Source organism: Marinobacter sp., assembly GCF_041690615.1.
Taxonomy (GTDB): Bacteria; Pseudomonadota; Gammaproteobacteria; order Pseudomonadales; family Oleiphilaceae; genus Marinobacter.
Genome location: NZ_JAWLGY010000031.1, coordinates 17,059 through 35,950 on the forward strand (window position 1 = coordinate 17,059; position 18,892 = coordinate 35,950).

12 protein-coding genes are annotated in these 18,892 nt (G+C 61.7%); 3 read left to right on the plus strand and 9 right to left on the minus strand.

What is annotated here, in order from left to right:
• Positions 1–31: 31 nt before the first annotated feature.
• Positions 32–1,138: a GGDEF domain-containing protein gene (locus tag ACESMZ_RS16190; protein ID WP_372958034.1), complete on the minus strand. Its 1,107-nt coding sequence runs from the start codon at positions 1,136–1,138 to the stop codon at positions 32–34.
• Between the two features lie 315 nt (positions 1,139–1,453).
• Here ACESMZ_RS16190 and ACESMZ_RS16195 point away from each other — a divergent pair, with 315 nt between their 5' ends.
• Together ACESMZ_RS16195 and ACESMZ_RS16200 are read left to right on the plus strand one after the other, a co-directional pair.
• The gene (locus ACESMZ_RS16195) at positions 1,454–2,551 is read left to right on the plus strand and encodes an efflux RND transporter periplasmic adaptor subunit (protein ID WP_372972974.1); all 1,098 of its coding nucleotides are present in this window, start codon (positions 1,454–1,456) and stop codon (positions 2,549–2,551) included.
• Entirely contained in the window at positions 2,551–5,700 is a 3,150-nt protein-coding gene (locus ACESMZ_RS16200) for an efflux RND transporter permease subunit (RefSeq protein ID WP_372972975.1), read from the plus strand. Before ACESMZ_RS16195 ends, ACESMZ_RS16200 begins: the two co-directional genes overlap by 1 nt.
• 174 nt (positions 5,701–5,874) lie before the next feature.
• Here the strand turns inward: ACESMZ_RS16200 and nirD are convergent, their stop codons facing one another.
• The 6 genes from nirD to ACESMZ_RS16230 all read right to left on the minus strand — a co-directional run bounded on the left by nirD (position 5,875) and on the right by ACESMZ_RS16230 (position 14,372).
• Positions 5,875–6,243, minus strand: coding sequence for a nitrite reductase small subunit NirD (gene nirD, locus ACESMZ_RS16205; protein ID WP_372958037.1), 369 nt, complete (start codon positions 6,241–6,243; stop codon positions 5,875–5,877).
• Between the two features lie 471 nt (positions 6,244–6,714).
• Positions 6,715–9,228, minus strand: coding sequence for a nitrite reductase large subunit NirB (gene nirB / locus ACESMZ_RS16210; protein WP_372972976.1), 2,514 nt, complete (start codon positions 9,226–9,228; stop codon positions 6,715–6,717).
• A 44-nt stretch (positions 9,229–9,272) separates the two neighbouring features.
• Positions 9,273–10,493: an NAD(P)/FAD-dependent oxidoreductase gene (locus tag ACESMZ_RS16215; protein ID WP_372958040.1), complete on the minus strand. Its 1,221-nt coding sequence runs from the start codon at positions 10,491–10,493 to the stop codon at positions 9,273–9,275.
• Positions 10,494–10,835: 342 nt separating this feature from the next.
• Positions 10,836–11,669, minus strand: coding sequence for an ABC transporter ATP-binding protein (locus ACESMZ_RS16220; RefSeq protein ID WP_372958047.1), 834 nt, complete (start codon positions 11,667–11,669; stop codon positions 10,836–10,838).
• A gap of 263 nt (positions 11,670–11,932) precedes the next feature.
• A complete protein-coding gene (locus ACESMZ_RS16225; RefSeq protein ID WP_372972977.1) occupies positions 11,933–12,928 on the minus strand; it encodes an ABC transporter permease in 996 nt (331 codons plus the stop codon).
• A gap of 88 nt (positions 12,929–13,016) precedes the next feature.
• Complete coding sequence (locus ACESMZ_RS16230) at positions 13,017–14,372, minus strand: CmpA/NrtA family ABC transporter substrate-binding protein (RefSeq protein ID WP_372972978.1); 1,356 nt, start codon at positions 14,370–14,372, stop codon at positions 13,017–13,019.
• A gap of 499 nt (positions 14,373–14,871) precedes the next feature.
• Here ACESMZ_RS16230 and ACESMZ_RS16235 point away from each other — a divergent pair, with 499 nt between their 5' ends.
• Positions 14,872–17,592, plus strand: a complete 2,721-nt coding sequence (locus ACESMZ_RS16235) for a molybdopterin-dependent oxidoreductase (protein WP_372972979.1) — start codon at positions 14,872–14,874, stop codon at positions 17,590–17,592.
• A gap of 24 nt (positions 17,593–17,616) precedes the next feature.
• Here ACESMZ_RS16235 and ACESMZ_RS16240 read toward each other — a convergent pair whose 3' ends face one another.
• On the minus strand, positions 17,617–18,306 hold the full coding sequence (locus tag ACESMZ_RS16240; protein WP_372972980.1) for a hypothetical protein: 690 nt from the start codon (positions 18,304–18,306) through the stop codon (positions 17,617–17,619).
• Between the two features lie 24 nt (positions 18,307–18,330).
• On the minus strand, positions 18,331–18,892 hold a 562-nt coding region (locus tag ACESMZ_RS16245), incomplete at its 5' end, for an energy transducer TonB (protein ID WP_372972981.1).

Genomic DNA, 18,892 nt, shown 5'->3' on the forward strand with positions numbered 1-18,892 from the left:
GACCCCGGCCAGAGGTGGCAGAAGGTTTTTCTCAGGCCGCCAGTACCTGGTTACGGCCGCTGTTCTTGGCCTGGTAAAGCGCCTCATCGGCTCGCTTGAAGGTGGTCTGCAGGGTTTCACCCAACTGGTGAATGGCAACGCCCTGGGACACGGTGAGCCGGTATCCGTCCGGCAATTCATCAAAGCGCAGCGCTTCGACTGCCTTGCGGATGCGCTCTGCTGCGGGCACGGCATGGTCCGGCGATGTATCCGGGAAAATCAGCAGAAACTCCTCCCCGCCAATGCGTCCCACGTAATCCCCTTTACGAATGGTAGCCTGAATGGTGCGGCTGACCATGCGCAGGATTTCGTCCCCGGCCTGGTGGCCAAACGTGTCGTTTATGCGCTTGAAGTGATCAATGTCCAGCACACTGATGCCCAGTGCCTTGGGGCCGGGAGACTGGCGCTCGCTGCGGGCGACTTCCCGTTCGAACTGTTCCATCACGGTTCGGCGGTTGGGCAGACTGGTCAGGGGGTCGCGGGTGGCCAGCTCCACCAGTTCCAGGTTGGCGTGTTTCAGTTCCCTGTTGCGGATGCTGAGCTGGTGCCGAAGCTCGGAAATAAAACTGCCCAGGTAGGCAACGATGGACAGTACCGAGGCATAGGCAAAAAGGGTAACTGCTTCCAGCGGCCAGTAGATGCGTTCGGGGGCCAGCCAGCCGAGCAACAGTACCAACCCCAGGTAGCCCAGCCAGAACAACCAGGCAATGGTGAGCATCTGTCGCCGGTTCAGGGCCAGGGCGCCGAACATGATGCCGCCGGTGGCCAGCAGGAGGAACAGGATGCGCCCCTGGGGAAGGGCGACAAAGAACATGACATACAGGGAAGGAACGACCGGCCACATGATCTGGACCATGGTCATGCTGGGATCCTTGAAGCGCAGGTTGATTCCGAACTGCAGAATCAGTACCAGCAGGGTGCCGAGCAGCAGGCTGCTGGCAAAAAAGACCAGTACAGGGGCCAGCGGCAGAAAACCGCCCAGATAAAGACCGAGCACCGCCAGGGCAGTGCAGCCGTGATTGGCAAAACCCCAGATCATCCGTTTCAGGCGCAGTGACTGGGCCCGTTGAATCCGTTGTTCGATGGTTTCTGCGGTCATTTTCGCTGGCTTGATCAGTTTTTATACGGTTGTTTTAAAGTGCGCCAAGATTACCACGAAATAGTTCGTATGAACCGCCACCGGATTACAAGATGCCCTCTGAACCCTACAGGCCAATTAATTCGGGTTTATATAGCGTGCTTATTGATTAAAGCCTATAAACAGCTTTTCCGTACTGTAGCAGAAATATTCAGGTCTGACCCCGGCAAGTAATCGTAGCATGTGCAAGTGATTGCCTGCCTGTGGCAGCATAATCTCGTCGCCCGAACCTTGCCGGGTGGGAATGCAACTGGACAACTACCCGCGGGAGCCTGAATGCCGCGCCTGAAGACCAACCCTGTCCGAGGCAGCCTGGGGCAACTGCTGCTGGTCTGGGGCTTGCTCCTGCCCGTGACAACCCTGGCACAACAACCTCCCGGTGTCCGGCTCGCGGAGGTAGAGGAACGCCCGGTCTATGAGGAAACCCGGCTCAACGGAACCGTAAGTTCGCTGAGGGCATCCCGCCTGTCTGCGTCGGTGGCCGGCCTGGTGTCCGGCCTTGGGGTGGATGTGGGCGACCGGGTGGGTGAGGGTGATACGGTGGTTACCCTTGATGACGAGCAGGCCCGCCATGCGCTGACCAGTGCCCGTGCCCGGCAACAGGAGGCTGAAGCGAGCCTGGCGGAAGCCCGCCGACGGGTTGAGGAGGCACGCTCGGTCGGAGCCGGACGCAATATTGCCCGCACCGAGCTGAGTGCCCGCGAGTCGGAGCTGGCGGTGGCCGAGGCCGCCCTCGCCAGCGCGCGGGCAGAGCTAAGCCGTTTCCGCACAGATCTGGAGCGACACCGTATCTCAGCCCCTTTTGAGGGGGTGGTCAGCAGTCGCAGCGCCGATATTGGTGAATGGGTGACGCCTGGTGATGAACTGATGACCCTCGTCGATCCTGATAACCTGCGGCTGGATTTCCAGGTGGGACAGGATTACTTCGGCCAACTCAACGACGATACCGAACTGTTACTGACATCCCACGTCCGTGATCCGGTAACCTTGGAAATCGCCTCGAGGGTGCCGGTCACTGACCCGGCCTCCCGGACCTTCCTGCTTCGGGCCACCGCTCCTGTCGACACCCCCCTTATGCCCGGTATGTCGGTGTCGGCCCTGCTGCGGGTGAGCACCGGCGAACAGGGCCTGACCGTGCCAAGAGATGCCCTGAATCGCTATCCGGAGGGGCGGGTTACGGTCTGGGTGGCTGAACCGGCGGAGGAAGAAAACCGCTATACCGTGACCGAGAGGCGGGTGGAAACCGGTGCCGGCTTCCGCGATCAGGTGGAGGTGGCAGAAGGCCTGGAAGCGGGCCAACGAGTGGTCTCCCGGGGTAATGAAGCCCTGGATGAAGGTATGACGGTGCGAGTCTCCGAAAGGTCGGCACGCTGATGTTTGCTGCCGTTATCCGCCACGGCACGCTGGTGACCGTGGTCACCCTGATCATCGCCATTCTCGGTGCGGCCGCTGCCCTTCGCATACCGGTGCAGATGATTCCTGACCTGGAAACCCGCACCGTTACCGTGGAAACAAGCTGGCCCGGCGCCACCCCGCAGGATATCGAGAAAGAGATCCTCATCGAGCAGGAGCGTTTCCTGCGCAATGTTCCCAACCTCAGCCGCATGGTGGCCACGGCCTCCAGTGGCAGCGCCGAGATCGAGCTGGAGTTTCCCTTCGGTGTAGACATCACGGAAACCCTGATCCAGGTGAACAACGCCCTCAGCCAGGTGCCGGATTATCCCCGCAACGTGGACGAGCCGCGCATCGTGGCGGCCTCTTTCTCGGCCAATGCGTTCATGTATTTCCGCGTTTCCACATTGCCGGACAATCCCCGGGAGCTGGATATCCAGCTGATGCGGGACTTCGTGGAGGACCGGGTGCGTCCTCGCATGGAAAGCGTCGACGGAGTATCTGAGGTCACCATCGGTGGCGGTGCCAGTCGCCAGATGCAGGTGCTGGTGGATGAGTCGGCCCTGGCGCAGCGGGGGCTCACCCTGCTGGATCTGCGGGATGCCATCACCAGCCGCAACCAGGATGTGTCCGGAGGGGAGATCGACTCCGGCAAGCGGCGCTACCTGCTGCGGACTGTGGGGCGGTTTGATGATATCGACGCCCTGGAAGCGCTGGTGGTGGAGCGCCGGGGCGACAGCGTGATCCGGCTGGGCGATGTGGCGGAGGTCCGTCAGGGCCAGTCCCGCATCAGTGAGCGCTCCATCATCAATGGCCGGGAAACCCTGGGTCTGCAGGTCCGACGGGAAAGCGGTTCCAACGTCATCGACATCAAGCAGGCGATGCTGGAAGAGGTGGAAGCCATCAATGAGGAGGTGCTGGAGCCAGCCGGTATGGAGCTGGGCCTGACCTCCGACGATGCCCGCTACGTAGAAGCCTCGGTGGCCAATGTATGGACCAATCTGGGTATCGGTGCGGCGTTCGCCACCCTGGTGATGTTTCTGTTCCTGCGCTCCGCCAGGGCAACCTTTGCCGGCGTGGTGGGGATTCCGTTGTGTGCCATCGCGGCGTTTATCGGACTGATGATTACCGGGCGTACCATCAACGTGATCTCACTGGCGGGCATTGCCTTTGCTATCGGCATGACGGTGGATAATTCCATCGTGGTACTGGAGAACATCGAGCGTCATCGCCGGCTTGGGCTGGACCGCTTCGAATCAGCGCTCAAAGGTGTTCAGGAGGTCTGGCCGGCGGTACTCGCGTCCACCATGACGACCATGCTGGTGTTCCTGCCGATCCTGTTTATTGAGGAGGAGGCCGGACAACTCTATTCTGACGTGGCCATCGCCATCTCTGCTGCTATCCTGGCGTCCATGCTGGTGGCAGTTACCCTGATACCCACCCTCAGTGCCCGCCTGGAATTCGGCAAACAAGGTACGGATACCGATGAACACGGTAACGTCCTCAGCGGTGGCTGGAGTTCGGCTGTTATTGCTCTGGTCCGCACGCTGATTGCTACTCCGGTACGACGGCTGGTCGCGATTCTGGGTACGGTCGGGGTCAGCGCTGGCGTTATCCTGTTTCTGACGCCTCCGGCGGAGTACCTGCCGGAGGGGGAGGAGCCCAAGACGTTCGCCTCAATGAACGCGCCTCCGGGTTATAACCTGAACGAGATGACGGCCATTGCCGAACAGGTGGAGGACCATTTCCTGCCCCATGTGGATGCCGACGGCGAGGCCTACGCCGCGGGCGAAACCCGGGTGCCCCCGATGGCCTACCTGAACATGCAGGTATCACCGACCTCGGTGCGTATTATTGCGGAGACCCTGGAGCCGAACCACATCGAAGCCCTGATGGACGAAATCACCCGCTACTACCGCCAGTTTCCGGGGATGCGGGCGTTTGCGGCCAAAGGATCGATTATTTCAAGTAACGATGGTGGTACCCGCAGCATCAACCTGGATATCTCGGGTCCGGACCTGGTGTCCATCTACGGTGCCGCCAACGCCGCCTACGACCGGGCGCAGGAGATCTTCGACAACCCCAGAATCCAGAGCCAGCCGTCTACCCTTACCCTGGCGCAGCCATTGATCCAGGTGCGCCCGGACTGGGACCGGGCCGCCGAGCTCGGTCTCGGTACAGAGGCAATCGGATTTACTGTCTCGTCCATGACGGAAGGGGCCTATGTGGATGACTTCTTCCTGGATGACGACAAGATAGATGTATACGTCTACGGCAGCCAGGGCCGTGATACCGAACTGTCCCGCTTGCCCGACATCATGGTACACACGCCCACGGGCGCTACCTTGCCCTTGTCGAACCTGGCTTCTATCGAGGAGACGGTGGATACCAGCACAGTAAGGCGGGTGGATGCCCGGCGTACCGTTACGCTGAACGTGATTCCGCCAGGCGATGTGCCATTGGAAACCGGAGTGGAACGGGTCCGTACCGAACTGGTGGAGCATCTGCGGGAGTCCGGTGAACTGCCCTCCAGCGTCAACGTGGATATTTCAGGTGCCAGCGACCAGCTCAACGCCACCCGTGATGCTTTGACCGGCAATTTCCTTATTGCCCTGGCCATCGTCTACCTGCTGCTGGTGGCCATCTTCGCCCACTGGGGCTACCCGTTGCTGATCATGACCTCCATCCCGTTGGGTGTGGCCGGGGGCATCGTCGGCCTGGCCGTGATGAACCTGGTGGGTGGACTTCTGCCCCGCATCGGCCTGCAACCCCTGAGTCAGCCTTTCGATATGATCACCATGCTGGGCTTCCTGATTCTGATGGGCACGGTGGTCAACAATCCCATCCTGGTGGTGGAACAGGCCCGCCAGAACCTCAGACGCAAGGGCGTGGATATCGTGGAGGCGGTAGTGGCTGCCGTTCAGACCCGGCTGCGTCCCATTGCCATGACCACCCTGACCACCATCTGTGGCCTGTCGCCACTGGTCTTCCTGCCCGGTGAGGGTACCGAGCTGTATCGTGGCGTGGGCGCGATCGTGCTGTTTGGCTTGTTGGGTGCGGCAACGGTCACGGTGACGTTCCTGCCGGCGTTGACGGTGTTTGTGCTTGGGCTGAGGCGGGCTTCTGACTGACCCGTGGTATCCCATAGTGAACGTGGGTGTTTGAGGCGCAGCCGGGAGGGGGGGGTTCTTCCGGGAATCGAAAACTCGCTTTGCTCAGACAACGATTCCCTGCAGAAATGAACCCCCGGCTACACCTCTGTGGACTTTGATGCAGTCTGCAATGAACGGAGGGGTGGGGTGCTGTCAGGCAGCTTTTGCCAGGGATTTGGCCTTGCTGACTTCCAGTCTGACGGCGTTTCCGTCCAGCAGGACCCGGTAGCTGCTCACCCTCACGCTCTCATCTTCCAGGCACTGGCCGGTGACCAGGTTGAAGTGCTGCTTGTACAGGGGAGAGGCCACCACCGGCTGACCTTTCAGGTCGCCGGTAATACCCCGGGCCAGGACGTTGGCACCACTGAACGGGTCGGTGTGGCTGATGGCGAACAGCGCCGGCAGGCGGTGTGGCAGGTAGAAAATGGCCACCGGGCCATCATCGGTCCATACCGCGATGCCGGATTCCGGTACCAGGTCGTCTACGGTGCAGACGATGTTCCACTGGCTTGTGGTTTTCATGGGTTTCTCCTTCTGTTTTGGTTCGGCTCCCTCAGGGCTTGGGAGATGGCTGATTGGTTTCGTGCCTGCGCCAGGGTGGGTGTGGCTTTCCTCCGTGAAAAAAGAACTCGCTTCGCTCAGACACCTTTTTTCCCCGCGGAAAGCCACACCCACCCCGCCGTGATCAAGTTGGTTGCAGCTCTCAACAAGAAGCCGGGTTTTACTTTCGTTGTCTTTGTCTTTGTCTTTGTCCTTTAACTTCGGTCACCCCTTAGGTCTGCCAGAGGTGTGTGGGGGTTCTTTTCTGCAGGGAATCGTTGTCTGAGCGAAGCGAGTTTTCGATTCCCGGAAGAAAAGAACCCCCGCGCGACTCCAGCCCCCAAAACTGGCAGGCCAACGACATCGCCGCCAAACCTGCAGGCTAGCGACCCCAGCCCCCAAACTGACAGGCCAACGACCCCGCCCCCAAAACCGCAGGCTGGCGACGAAGCCTCAGGCCTCCCCGGACGCCAAAACAGGCCGCCGCTGCAACCGCTCAGTAGTCCACTGCTGCACCGGATCTTTCTGCCCGGGGGCATTCACAAACTCCCGAAACCGCTTGCGCTTCTCCGGATCCTCCACCGCCGACTTCCACTCACACTGGTAGGTACCCACGATATCCGCCATGTGCTGCTCCAGCTCCGCGCCGATGCCGAGGCTGTCCTCCAAAACAACCTGCTTCAGGTAATCCAGACCACCCTCCATGTTCTCCATCCACACACTGGTACGTTGCAGCCTGTCAGCGGTGCGCACGTAGAACATCAGAACCCGGTCGATGGTGCGGATCAGCTCCTCATCAGACAGGTCAGTGGCAAACAGGTCCGCATGGCGCGGTCGCATACCGCCATTGCCGCATACATACAGGTTCCAGCCGTTCTCGGTGGCGATCACGCCGATGTCCTTGCTCTGGGCCTCCGCGCACTCACGGGTACAGCCGGACACCGCCATCTTGATCTTGTGGGGGGAGCGCAGGCCCTTGTAGCGATTCTCCAGGTAGATCGCCATACCCACACTGTCCTGCACACCGTAGCGGCACCAGGTGCTGCCCACGCAGGATTTCACCGTGCGCAGGGACTTGCCGTAGGCGTGGCCGGTCTCGAAACCGGCGGCGATCAGTTTTTCCCAGATTTCCGGCAGCTGGCTCAGGGTGGCGCCGAAAAGGTCCACCCGCTGCCCACCGGTGATCTTGGTATAAAGGTCATACTCCTTTGCCACCTGCCCCAGCACGATCAGCTTGTCCGGGGTGATCTCGCCCCCGGGTATGCGGGGCACGATGGAGTAGGTGCCGTTCTTCTGCATATTCGCCATAAAGGTGTCATTGGTGTCCTGCAGGGGCACATGATCGGTGGCCAGGATGTGCTCGTCCCAGCAGGTGGCCAGGATCGAGGCCACCGTGGGTTTGCAGATATCGCAGCCGTGCCCCTTGCCATGCTGCCGGATTAACGTGCGGAAGGTACGGATGCCGTTGACCCTGACAATGTTGAACAGGTCCTGGCGGCTGTAGGGAAAGTGCTCGCAGATGTCCCTGCTGACTTCCACGCCCCGCTTCTCCAGTTCGCTGTCTACCACGTTCTTCAGCAGTGCGGCACAGCCGCCGCAACCGGTGCTGGCTTTGGTTTCCGCCTTCACGGCACCCAGGTCGGTGGCGCCGGCGTCGATGGCGCAGCAAATATCGCCCTTGGTAACATTGTGGCAGGAGCAGATGGATGCGGCTTCCGGAAGGGCGTCCAGGCCCAGGGTGGGGGCGCCCCCCTGGCCCTCCGGCAGGATCAGCGCTTCCGGGTTCTCCGGCAGTTCGATACCGTTGAGGGCGTACTGCAGCAGGGTGTCGTAGTGACTGTTGTCGCCTACCAGGATGGCGCCGAGCAGTTTTCTGCCATCCTCGCTGATGACCATGCGGCGGTAATGACCGGCCTTCTCGTCGTTAAAGCGAATATTGCGGGCGCCCGGAGTCCGGGCGTGGGCGTCGCCGATGGAGCCCACATCCACCCCCAGCAGCTTGAGTTTGGTGCTCATGTCCGCGCCGGTGAAGGCGGCATCCTTCTCGCCATTGAGGGCGGCGGACAGGGTGCGGGCCATGGTGTAGCCGGGAGCCACCAGGCCGAAGATCTGCTGGTTCCACAGGGCACACTCGCCGATGGCGTGGATGTGGGGGTCGGAGGTGGCGCACTGGTTGTTGATGACGATGCCGCCGCGCTCACCGAGCTCCAGTTCGCAGGAACGGGCGAGGGCGTCCTGGGGCCTTATGCCGGCGGAGAACACGATCAGGTCCGTCTCCAGATGGGAGTCGTCGCTGAAGTTCATGCGCAGGCGGCAGTCCTCGCCCTCCACAATGGCAGTGGTGGCCTTCTCGGTATGCACCTGCACGCCAAGGTCTTCAATCTTGCGGCGCAGCAGGGCACCGCCGTCCTCGTCCAGCTGTACCGGCATCAGGCGCGGCGCAAACTCCACCACATGGGCATTCAGGCCCAGGCTCTTGAGGGCGTTGGCAGCTTCAAGACCCAGCAGGCCGCCGCCCACCACTACCCCGGTCTTTGCACCATCAGCACAGGCGCGGATGCGGTCGAGGTCTTCCAGGGTGCGATAAACGAAGCAGTTGTCGTTGTCCTTGCCATCAATGGGAGGCACGAAGGGGTAAGAGCCGGTGGCCAGTACCAGTTCATCGTAATGATAAGCGCCTTTGCCGGTAGTGACGGTCCGGTTGCTCCGGTCGATGGTAGTCACCGGTTCGTTCAGGCGCAGGTCGATGCCCTTTTGCTGGTACCAGTCGGCGGTGCCCATAGCCAGGTCAGCGTGGGTCGAACCACTGAAGTATTCGGACAGGTGGACCCGGTCGTAGGCCAGCTGTTTTTCCTCACCGAACACCATAGTGCTGAAGCCGGCGGCGGCCGGTGAATCGGCGAACTGCTCCAGGAAATGGTGACCGACCATGCCGTTACCAATGACGATCAGGGTCTTGCTGCTCATGGGTCTGTCCTCTTTAATATCACTCAAATACTTTTTGCCGACGCTCAGGCGGCCTGTTCGCAGTAGTCACGGCCGAAGGCCAGGGTCGCCCGCCACGGGGTCAGGTCGTGGCCTTTTCGAATCTGCTCCGCGTACCAGGGCCCGTCGCTGGTTTCACCAAACAACACGGTGCCTACCAGACGCCCACCCCGCAGCAGCAAGCGGCAATAGCGGTTCTGCTCATGGTCCTGCCAGACAATGGATTCCGTGTGCTCGTCAGGTCGGGTCTGGCCGCAGGAGTAGATCGGGATGCCGCTGATCTTCAGGCGGGTTGGCTGGCTGGTAACCCGGAACAGCTGTTTGCCGACGGTACCTTTCAGCACCTGAGCCAGCACCCGGGCCTGCTCGTAGCCGGGGTCCACGAGACCAAAGGTCTTTCCGTCGATCTCGCAGCATTCCCCCAGGGCGAAGATGGCCGGGTCGCTGGTGCGAAGCTGCCGGTTAACCCGGATGCCACGTCCGTATTCCAGGCCTGCCTGAGCCGCCAGCCAGGCATTGGGCGTAATGCCGGCGGCGGTAATGACCAGGTCCGTGCTGACGAGGGTGTTATCGTCCAGCTGCACCGCCCGTACCCGGCGGTTACCCAGAAGAGCAGCAGGGCTGACGCCGGTGCGGATGCCCAGGCCACGTTCCTGCAGGCTGGCGGCCAGCAGTTCGCTACCCGTGGTGTCCAGCTGCCGGTTCAACAGGTGTGGATTCCGGTGCAACACGGTCACCGCCATCCCCCGGCAGCGAAGGCCTTCGGCGGCTTCCAGCCCCAGAAACCCACCACCGATCACTACCGCACGGCCATGACGCTGGCTCAGGTCGATCAGTCGGCGGGTATCCCGCAGGTCGCGAAAGGTCATCACACCATCCAGATCCTCACCAGGGATACCCAGTGGTGTCGACCTGGCGCCTGTGGCCAGCACCAGCATGTCGTAGGCCAGGTTACGGCCCGCTGCTGTGATTACCCGCTGCTGTTCACGGTCGATGGTTGTGACCGGGTCACCGTAATAGCGCTCGATACCGGCGCCGTGAAACCAGCCGTCGTCCTTGAGCAGAAGCTGATCCAGGGTCGCATCGCCAGCCAGTACAGACGACAGCAACACCCGGTTATAGGCCGGCACCGGCTCAGCGCCGAGCACCACCACCCGGTTGAAAGGATGGCCACCCTCACACAGATGCTCCAGTAGCCGCTGGGCCACCATGCCGTGTCCGCAGATTACCAGTGTTCCCCTGCTCATCACTGTGCTCCTGAGTCGTGGATGTTGGCGAAACAAAAAAAGCCGGAGCATCTGTCCCCCGAAGGAGAGTCGATGGTCCGGCGCCAATGCCAACAACGATGTTCGGTGAAGTCCGGAGACTTCGGGATACTCAAGCCATCTTCGGCTGACGTGCCCTGATGGTCCGGCCGCTCCATGGCCGGGACGATCATCCTTGCTCTGGTTATAGCGAGTACTGTGCCATCTTTAAGTAATTCAAATAAAACAAGCACATAACGGTTTCATGCTGAATCCTCGCCCGATCGTAAATGCCCCCGGATCGCTCACCACGACGGATTCGTGCACCGCCTTTGAACACGGCCATCAGGCGATGGCCCGCAAACCACGACGGGTTTTGTCTGTGCCTCGCTCATGCTCGTCATCCTTGTCGGCAGCTGGCCCTTTGCCGGGAAACCGCTGCTTCTCGTACAGGAACGACAACACCGCTTGCCGGTAACGCATGTAGGCCGGATCGTCAGCCAGCGTCACCCGGTCCCGGGGCCGTGGCAGATCAATGGACAGGTCTTCCCCCACCGTGGCCGAGGGCCCGTTGGTCATCATGATGATCCGGTCCGACAGCAGCACCGCTTCATCCACATCATGGGTGATCATGATCACCGTATTGTTCAGTTCCTGCTGAATCTCCATCAGTGAATCCTGCAAATGCGCCCGGGTCAGCGCATCCAGCGCCCCGAAAGGCTCATCCATCAGCAGAACACTGGGCTTCATTGCCAGAGCCCGGGCAATCCCCACCCGTTGAGCCATGCCCCCGGAAATCTCCCCGGGTCGCTTGTCCAGCGCATGGTCCATATGCACCAGGGCCAGGTTATGCTCGATCCATTCCTTTCGCTCGCGCTTGCTCATACGCTTGCGAAATACCTGCTGCACGGCCAACTCCACGTTCTCGTAAACGGTCAGCCAGGGCATCAGCGAGTGATTCTGAAAAACCACCGCCCGCTCCGGCCCTGGCTCGTTCACCTCATGCCCGCCCAGCACACAGCCACCCCGGGTTGCCTTCAAAAGGCCAGCGACGATGTTCAGTACGGTGGACTTGCCACAGCCTGAATGGCCGATCAGGGATACGAATTCGCCTTTACCGACCTTCAGGTTCAGGTCATCGAGGGCAATAAAAGGCCCTGCTGGCGAATCGAATGCCATCTGAACACCGGTCAGTTCAAGGTCGGTTTTTTTGTTCATAGCGGTCACTCCAAAAGTTAGGGGAGCAGTGGGTGGGTATCTATCTGACGGACCGTCGAAAAGAGGGACCTTTTCGACGAGCCTACAGGGACGTATTCACGGCGTGTCCGGCAGATAGATACCCACGCACTGATCATGCTCCATAGCCAGACGGCATAAGGCACTTCCAGCCAGTGCCTCATGCTCCTGAGTATTATGGTAAAGAGGCGTTGCAGGAACGCGTTTCAAGAGTCCCAGGCCACCCGCCGCTGGACCACCAGCATCCCCCGATCCAGCAAAAACCCGATGAAACCAATCGCCAGCACCGCGACCATAATCCGGCTCAACGACTGGCTACTCCCGTTCTGAAACTCATCCCACACAAACTTCCCCAGCCCGGGACTCTGCGCCAGCATTTCCGCCGCAATCAGCACCATCCAGGCAATCCCCAGGGAAACCCTCAGCCCCGTGAAAATCATCGGAATCGACGAGGGTAACACCACCTTCCGCACATGGGTCCAGAACGACAGCCGCAACACCTTCGACACATTCACCAGATCCGGACTCACCGCGGCTACACCCACACTGGTATTGATCAGCGTCGGCCACAGGCAGCACAGGGTCACCGTGATCATCGAAGTAATAAACGACTTGGAAAACATCGGGTCGTCAGATACATAGGTGGCAGACACCACAATGGTCACCAGGGGCAGCCAGGCCAGCGGCGACACCGGTTTGAACACCTGCACCAGGGGATTGATGGCGGCATTCACGTGCCGGTTCAGGCCAATCACGATGCCCAGTGGCACCGCAATCACCGTGGCCAGGACAAACCCCGCCAGTACGGTGCCCAGACTGGTGACAACCTGATCAATAAACGTGGGTGCGCCCGGATACGACCGTATACGGACTTCCGCGTCGGGATTGTCCGCCAGCATGCGGGCGTTCCGCTCCTCCTGCATGGTTACAAACTTGTCCGCCCGGGCCCGCTGGTCCTGGTGCTCCTGCCACAGGGCGCCGGCCTGCTCCGCCACCGCAGCCGGGCCCGGAAAGGCACCGAGTGAGGTCTGAACCTGGGGCGCGGCCAGGTGCCAGAAGCCCAGAAATACCAGGATACCCACCAGTGGCAGTGTCAGCTGCCGGGCCTTTGACGCCAGCTGTCGCGGGTTGAAAGACTCCGCCAGGGCGACCAGCCATCGGCTGATCATCCGGGATGGATTGGTCTGGCTCAGGGTGCTCATTGCCATTCTCCTCGCTTGTCGTCCGGTTGCCCCGGCTACCCGGAGCCAGGGCAATTACGGCCGGGCAGGTTCCCGGGGTTCAAGGGCTTCAGGGCGTATCCTTGCCCTTCAGGCCGATTTCGAAACTGTCGATGTAGGCGTTGGGCTCCCGGGGGGTGAACGGGACACCGTCGATCAGTTCACCCTGGTGGGGCCGCTGGAAGTTCTCGGCGTCCAGGTCCGGGAAGTCATCAGCAGAGAGCGTCCCGTCCTCGACCAGGGAGCGGGCAGCCTGCTTGTAGATGTCAGCCCGATAGACTTCCTGGGCCGTCCTGATGTACCAGTCGTCCGGTTTTGCTTCCGGAATCTGCCCCCAGCGGCGCATCTGGCTCAGGTACCAGATGGCATCCGAGGGATAGGGATAGGTGGCGTAATAGCGGAAGAACACATTGAAGTCGGGCACCTCCCGTACATCGCCCCTTTCGTATTCGAAGGTGCCGGTCATGGAATTGGCGATCACTTCCTCGTCTGCTCCCACATAGTCGGAGCGGGCCAGAATCTTCACTGCCTCGTCGCGATTGGCGTTGCCATTCTCATCCAGCCAGTGGGCGGCACGAATCATCGCCCGCAGCAGTCGCAGGTGGGTGTTGGGGTTCTGTTCAGCCCACTCCCGGGTCACGCCAAAGACCTTCTCCGGATTGTTGGGCCAGATCTCATAGTCGGTGATCACCGGCACGCCGATGCCCTTGAACACCGCCTGCTGATTCCAGGGCTCTCCCACGCAGTAACCCTGGATGGTGTCCGCTTCCAGGGTGGCCGGCATCTGTGGCGGCGGCGTCACCGACAGGTGCACATCCGCTTCCAGGGTGCCACTGGTGTCGCCCCGCTGGGGCGCATAGTAGCCGGGGTTGAGGCCGCCGGCGGCGAGCCAGTAGCGCAGTTCGTAATTGTGAGTGGACACCGGAAACACCATGCCCATGCGGAAGCGCTCTCCCTCCTCCCGGTAGGACTCGACGACCGGTTTGAGGGCGCTGGCGCTGATGGGGTGCTTCGGCTCACCGTCGGCGTTCTCGTCAAGCTGGAGCTTCATCGCTTCCCAGACGTCGTTGGAGACGGTAATACCGTTGCCGTTGAGGTCCATGCTGAAAGCGGTGATCACATCGGCTTTGGTACCGTAGCCGATGCTGGCTCCCAGGGGCTGGCCCGCCAGCATGTGGGCACCATCCAGCTCGCCGTCAATCACCCGGTCCAGCAGCACCTTCCAGTTGGCCTGGGCTTCCAGTTCCACGAACAGCCTCTCATCCATAAAGAAGCCCTGCTCCCATGCCACCGCCAGGGGGGCCATATCCGTCAGTTTGATAAAGCCCAGTTTCAGATCCGGCTGTTCCGCCGGGCCGATGCCGGCATTTGCGTCACCCGCCACGCCTGCGGCCATGGTCACTGCCAGAAGAAGGTTCCGTATCATAGTGCCCCCCGAAGGTCTTTCCGTTACTCGCAAAAAAAAGCGCCTGCCCCCCGTTGCCGGGAAACAGACGCCAATGTCTGCAGATCACTCTGAATGTGCTGGAAGTGATTCCCGCACAGGGGAACCGATCCTGAACAAGGTGTAGCAGCTAACGTGCCAGTTATAAAAAATCTTTATAAACAGCGATGTAACAAATGGGCGAGCATATTCGGCGCGTCTGGTCTATCAGGTGGCGGTGCATTTTTGTGCGCGATGCACCAGCCGGGTGCGACTCAGCTGTGATAACCGTGGACTCCACAGACGCTGGAAGGCGGAGGATGGGGCCTGCGGGGTAAGGTCGTCCCCTCCGGCCCCGATCTTGCTAGAAAACAGTCAGAATGCCCTGCCGGTGCCATGGCCCCGGGCAGGGTCTCACAGCGGGCAATGAAGCCTGACGGGCAGCTCCTTCCGGGGAGTTAGCCGGTCAGGCTTTTTTGTTGCCTGGTAACCGATCACAGGAATGGACGCTATTACCGTGAACACTTCCGACCTTCTGCCTCTCCGGACCACCTGCCCGTACTGTGGCGTGGGCTGCGGTGTACTGGCCTCTCCTGGCAGGGTAGAACGCACCGCTGGATGCCGGCCCGTGTCCGGAGACCCGGCCCATCCGGCGAATGCTGGCCGCCTTTGCGTGAAGGGAGCCAGTCTCCACGAAACCACGGGCTCCGACAGTAATCTGCGATTCCCCCGCGTGCTGGGGAGCCGGGTCAACTGGGACCGGGCCCTGGACGAGGTAACGGGCGCCATCCGGGAGGCCATGGAGCACCACGGTCCCGGCTCGGTGGGCTTTTATCTCTCCGGTCAGCTACTGACCGAGGACTACTACGTTGCCAACAAGCTGGCCAAGGGGTTTATCGGCACACCCCATGTGGATACCAACTCCCGCCTGTGCATGTCTTCGGCGGTAGCGGCCCACAAACGGGCCTTTGGCGAGGACGTGGTGCCTGGCTGTTATGAAGACCTGGAACTGGCGGATCTGCTGGTGCTGGCCGGTAGCAACACCGCCTGGAACCACCCGGTGCTTTACCAGCGTATGAAAGCTGCTGACCGCCCCGGGCGCCGGGTCGTGGTGGTTGACCCCCGCCGCACCGCCACCGCAGAACTGGCGGACCTGCACCTGGCCATCCGGCCGGGTAGCGACACCCTGTTGTTCAACGGCCTGCTGGTCTGGCTGGCGGACACGGGAGCTGTCGACGACGCCTGGGTGAGTGCCCACTGCAACGGCTTTGACGATGCCCTGGCGTCGGCCCGGGTGAGTGCGTTTGCACCACAGAAGGTGGCTGAGGCCTGTGACCTGACGGTGGACGAGGTGGTGACCTTTTATCGATGGTTCGCCGAAACGCCCCGCTCCGTCACGGCCTTCTCTCAGGGCATCAACCAGAGCGTGGCCGGTACCGACAAGGGCAACGCCATTATCAACTGCCACCTGGCCACGGGGCGTGTGGGCAAACCCGGAGCCAGTCCGTTCTCACTGACCGGTCAGCCCAACGCCATGGGCGGCCGCGAGGTGGGCGGCCTGGCCAACACCCTGGCAGCCCATATGGATTACGATACCCCGGGCGCCCGGGGAGCGGTAGCGGATTTCTGGGGCACGGATCGCCTGCCGCAGGCACCCGGGCACAAGGCCGTGGACCTGTTTGACGCCGTCCACCGGGGCGAGATCAAGGTGCTGTGGATCATGGGCACCAACCCGGCGGTGAGCCTGCCGGACAGTGAGCGAATTCGCGAAGCCATGGCCCGGTGCCCGGTGGTGATCGTTTCTGACTGCGTCAGCCACACCGACACCACGGCGCTGGCGGACATCCAGCTGCCGGCACGGGGCTGGGGCGAGAAGGAGGGCACAGTCACCAACTCCGAGCGATGCATTTCCCGCCAGCGCGCGTTCCTGCCACCCACTGGCGAAGCCCGCGCGGACTGGCAGATTCTCGCGGAAGTCGGGAAGCGACTGGGCTACCGGGAGGCCTTCCGGTGGCGGTCGCCAGCGGCGGTATTCCGGGAACACGCCCGGCTGTCGGCCCTGGATAACCACGGAACCCGCCAGTTCAACCTGTCGGGTCTCGCGGACATCACCGATGAGGGTTATGACTTGCTTGAACCAACCCGGTGGCCGATAACGGCGAGGCAGCCCGGAGGCAGCAGGCGTCTGTTCGGGGATGGCCGATTCAGCACGCCGGACGGCCGCGCCCGTTTCATACCGGTGCGGGCAACCGCACTGGACCAGACTGTTGTGGGGCCCGGGCGAATGCGACTGAACACCGGTCGAATCCGGGACCAGTGGCATACCATGACCCGTACGGCCCGGGCGCCACGGCTGGTACAACATCGACCGGAGCCGTTCGTGGATATGCACCCGGACGATCTGCCTGCCCTGGGTATCACGGAAGGGGAGCTGGTGTCCCTGGGTAATGAACGTGGCGGCCTGTTCACCGGGCGTGTGAGAGCTGAGCCCGGACAGCGCCAGGGCGAAGTGTTTGTACCGATTCACTGGAGCCACCAGTTCACTGGCCAGGGGCTGGCCAGCGCCCTGATCTCCCCGGTAACGGACCCGATCTCCGGCCAGCCAGACTCCAAAAACGGTTTCGTCACCGTGATGCCACTTCCCGCCCGCTGGCACGCCCGCCTTTTGCGACCCCGGGGGGCAGCCCGGGGCTGGCAGGCGGACTACCACACCCTGGTCCCTCAAGATCACTGCGACACCTGGTACCTGGCAGGCAAGCAGCCGGAAGACTGGCACCGGAACATAACCCGCTGGCTGGGCGGCGCCCCGGACCTGGTGCTGGAAGACAGCGCCACCGGCACCTACCGGGCCGCCAGGATCAGGCAGGGTCAGCTGGACGGGGTGCTACTGGTTGCCAGGGAAGCCAGCCGGCTACCGGATCCCACCTGGCTGGCCTCCCTGTTTGACGGGCGATCACTTTCCCGGCAGGAGCGTCGGGGGCTGCTTGCCGCCTGGCATGTTGCAGTGGAAGATATCGGCGCCGTTGTATGCAGCTGTTTCGGTATTGGCGATAAGCAAATATCGGCGGCTATAGAGGCGGGTGCCGTTACGGTAGAAGCACTGGGCCAAAGGCTCCGGTGCGGCACCAACTGCGGCTCCTGTATTCCGGAACTCAAAGCGTCGATAGGAAAAAACCTCCCCCCGAGCAACTCACTCCCCCGCAACAAGCAGTCTGGGAGATAAATTATCCAGGGCGTCGAAACAACCTCAATCCACGGCAGAAAGCATCACAAACGGCACCCGGAACCGAAGCCCCCGGGAGCGCCCGGTGCCATCCACCGTACAGGTCTTGCGATTGATCCGCACAATCACCCCCTCCCGGGCCGTCGCACCTTCACCAAACCGCACCGCCTCCCCGGGCTGCCACTGCCGCGCCTGAGCTACGGGGCTGGGCAGCGCCATCGGCTGGTTATCCAGCGGAAACCCGATGTCATGGGCTGACTGTGCCAGCTGCCGCCGGACACTTTCTGCCATGCCGTTGTCGTTAAGCTGATCCAGCAACTCGTAGAAATGGTGGTTGTGAACCGAGCCGTGATAGCGCTTGCCATCATGCTGCTGCAGCAGGTGCGCGAACTCATGGGTGCAGGTATGGGCCAGCAGGTTAAGCACCGATACCGTGCCCCCAAAATACCCCCGGCTGCGGATCTCCCGGGTGGACAACCAGGCGGCAGCCGTGACCGGGTCATGCTTTGCCGCCACCATCCGTACCCCATAGGTAATCTGGTGGCGTCTGCCCCGGTGATCAAACCGATGGTAAGTGGCCCGGCCAGAACCGGCACGGCAGGCAAGGTCGGCCATCGGGTGTAGCTGATGTCGGTAATGGTCCCACAGCACCTGTTCGGTGGTGGTGCACATCAGCCGGGCAATGGTCCGGTAGGGTTGCAGATTGGAGGTCATCGATCGAGAACAGCGGCCTGGGTATTACCGCAACTTGTACCCTACCGGCAGGGCATAGGTAAAGCTCTGCCCTTTCATCTCGGCGGGAACTTCCGGTAACGGGCTGGCATCCTTCAGTAATTGCAGTGCGGCACGATCCAGCAGTTCGTGGGAGGACGAGTCCCGCAGGCGGGTATCCAGCAGACGCCCGTTGCGGTCAAACTCGAAAATAACCACAGGTGTGCCTTCCTGGCCCAGGCGCCGGGCCCTTCGGGGGTACTCATGATACCTGGCCAGGTGGCGGGTCAGCTTGCTGAGGTATTCATCCACCGAGCTGTCATCCCCGGCTACCAGTTCTACCTGTTCCTGGCGTGTGGACTCGTCAGCGCCTTCATCCGGTTCGGCAGTGTCCACGTCCGCTTCTGCATCCGGTTCAGGGTTCTGCTCAGCGCTGGCATCAGTCTGCTCGGGTCGGGGTTGCGGTGCGGGCTCCGGTGACGGAGCCTTTTCTGGCTCTGGCTCTGGCTCTGGCTCTGGCTCTGGCTCTGGCTCTGGCTCTGGCTCTGGCTCTGGCTCTGGCTCTGGCTCTGGCTCTGGCTCTGGCTCT

Bases quoted from the DNA above. Each gene is read 5' to 3' on its own strand.
- ACESMZ_RS16190 (WP_372958034.1), bottom strand. From the start codon at position 1,138: ATGACCGCAGAAACCATCGAACAACGGATTCAACGGGCCCAGTCACTG.
- ACESMZ_RS16195 (WP_372972974.1), top strand. From the start codon at position 1,454: ATGCCGCGCCTGAAGACCAACCCTGTCCGAGGCAGCCTGGGGCAACTG.
- ACESMZ_RS16200 (WP_372972975.1), top strand. From the start codon at position 2,551: ATGTTTGCTGCCGTTATCCGCCACGGCACGCTGGTGACCGTGGTCACC.
- nirD (WP_372958037.1), bottom strand. From the start codon at position 6,243: ATGAAAACCACAAGCCAGTGGAACATCGTCTGCACCGTAGACGACCTG.
- nirB (WP_372972976.1), bottom strand. From the start codon at position 9,228: ATGAGCAGCAAGACCCTGATCGTCATTGGTAACGGCATGGTCGGTCAC.
- ACESMZ_RS16215 (WP_372958040.1), bottom strand. From the start codon at position 10,493: ATGAGCAGGGGAACACTGGTAATCTGCGGACACGGCATGGTGGCCCAG.
- ACESMZ_RS16220 (WP_372958047.1), bottom strand. From the start codon at position 11,669: ATGGCATTCGATTCGCCAGCAGGGCCTTTTATTGCCCTCGATGACCTG.
- ACESMZ_RS16225 (WP_372972977.1), bottom strand. From the start codon at position 12,928: ATGAGCACCCTGAGCCAGACCAATCCATCCCGGATGATCAGCCGATGG.
- ACESMZ_RS16230 (WP_372972978.1), bottom strand. From the start codon at position 14,372: ATGATACGGAACCTTCTTCTGGCAGTGACCATGGCCGCAGGCGTGGCG.
- ACESMZ_RS16235 (WP_372972979.1), top strand. From the start codon at position 14,872: ATGGACGCTATTACCGTGAACACTTCCGACCTTCTGCCTCTCCGGACC.
- ACESMZ_RS16240 (WP_372972980.1), bottom strand. From the start codon at position 18,306: ATGACCTCCAATCTGCAACCCTACCGGACCATTGCCCGGCTGATGTGC.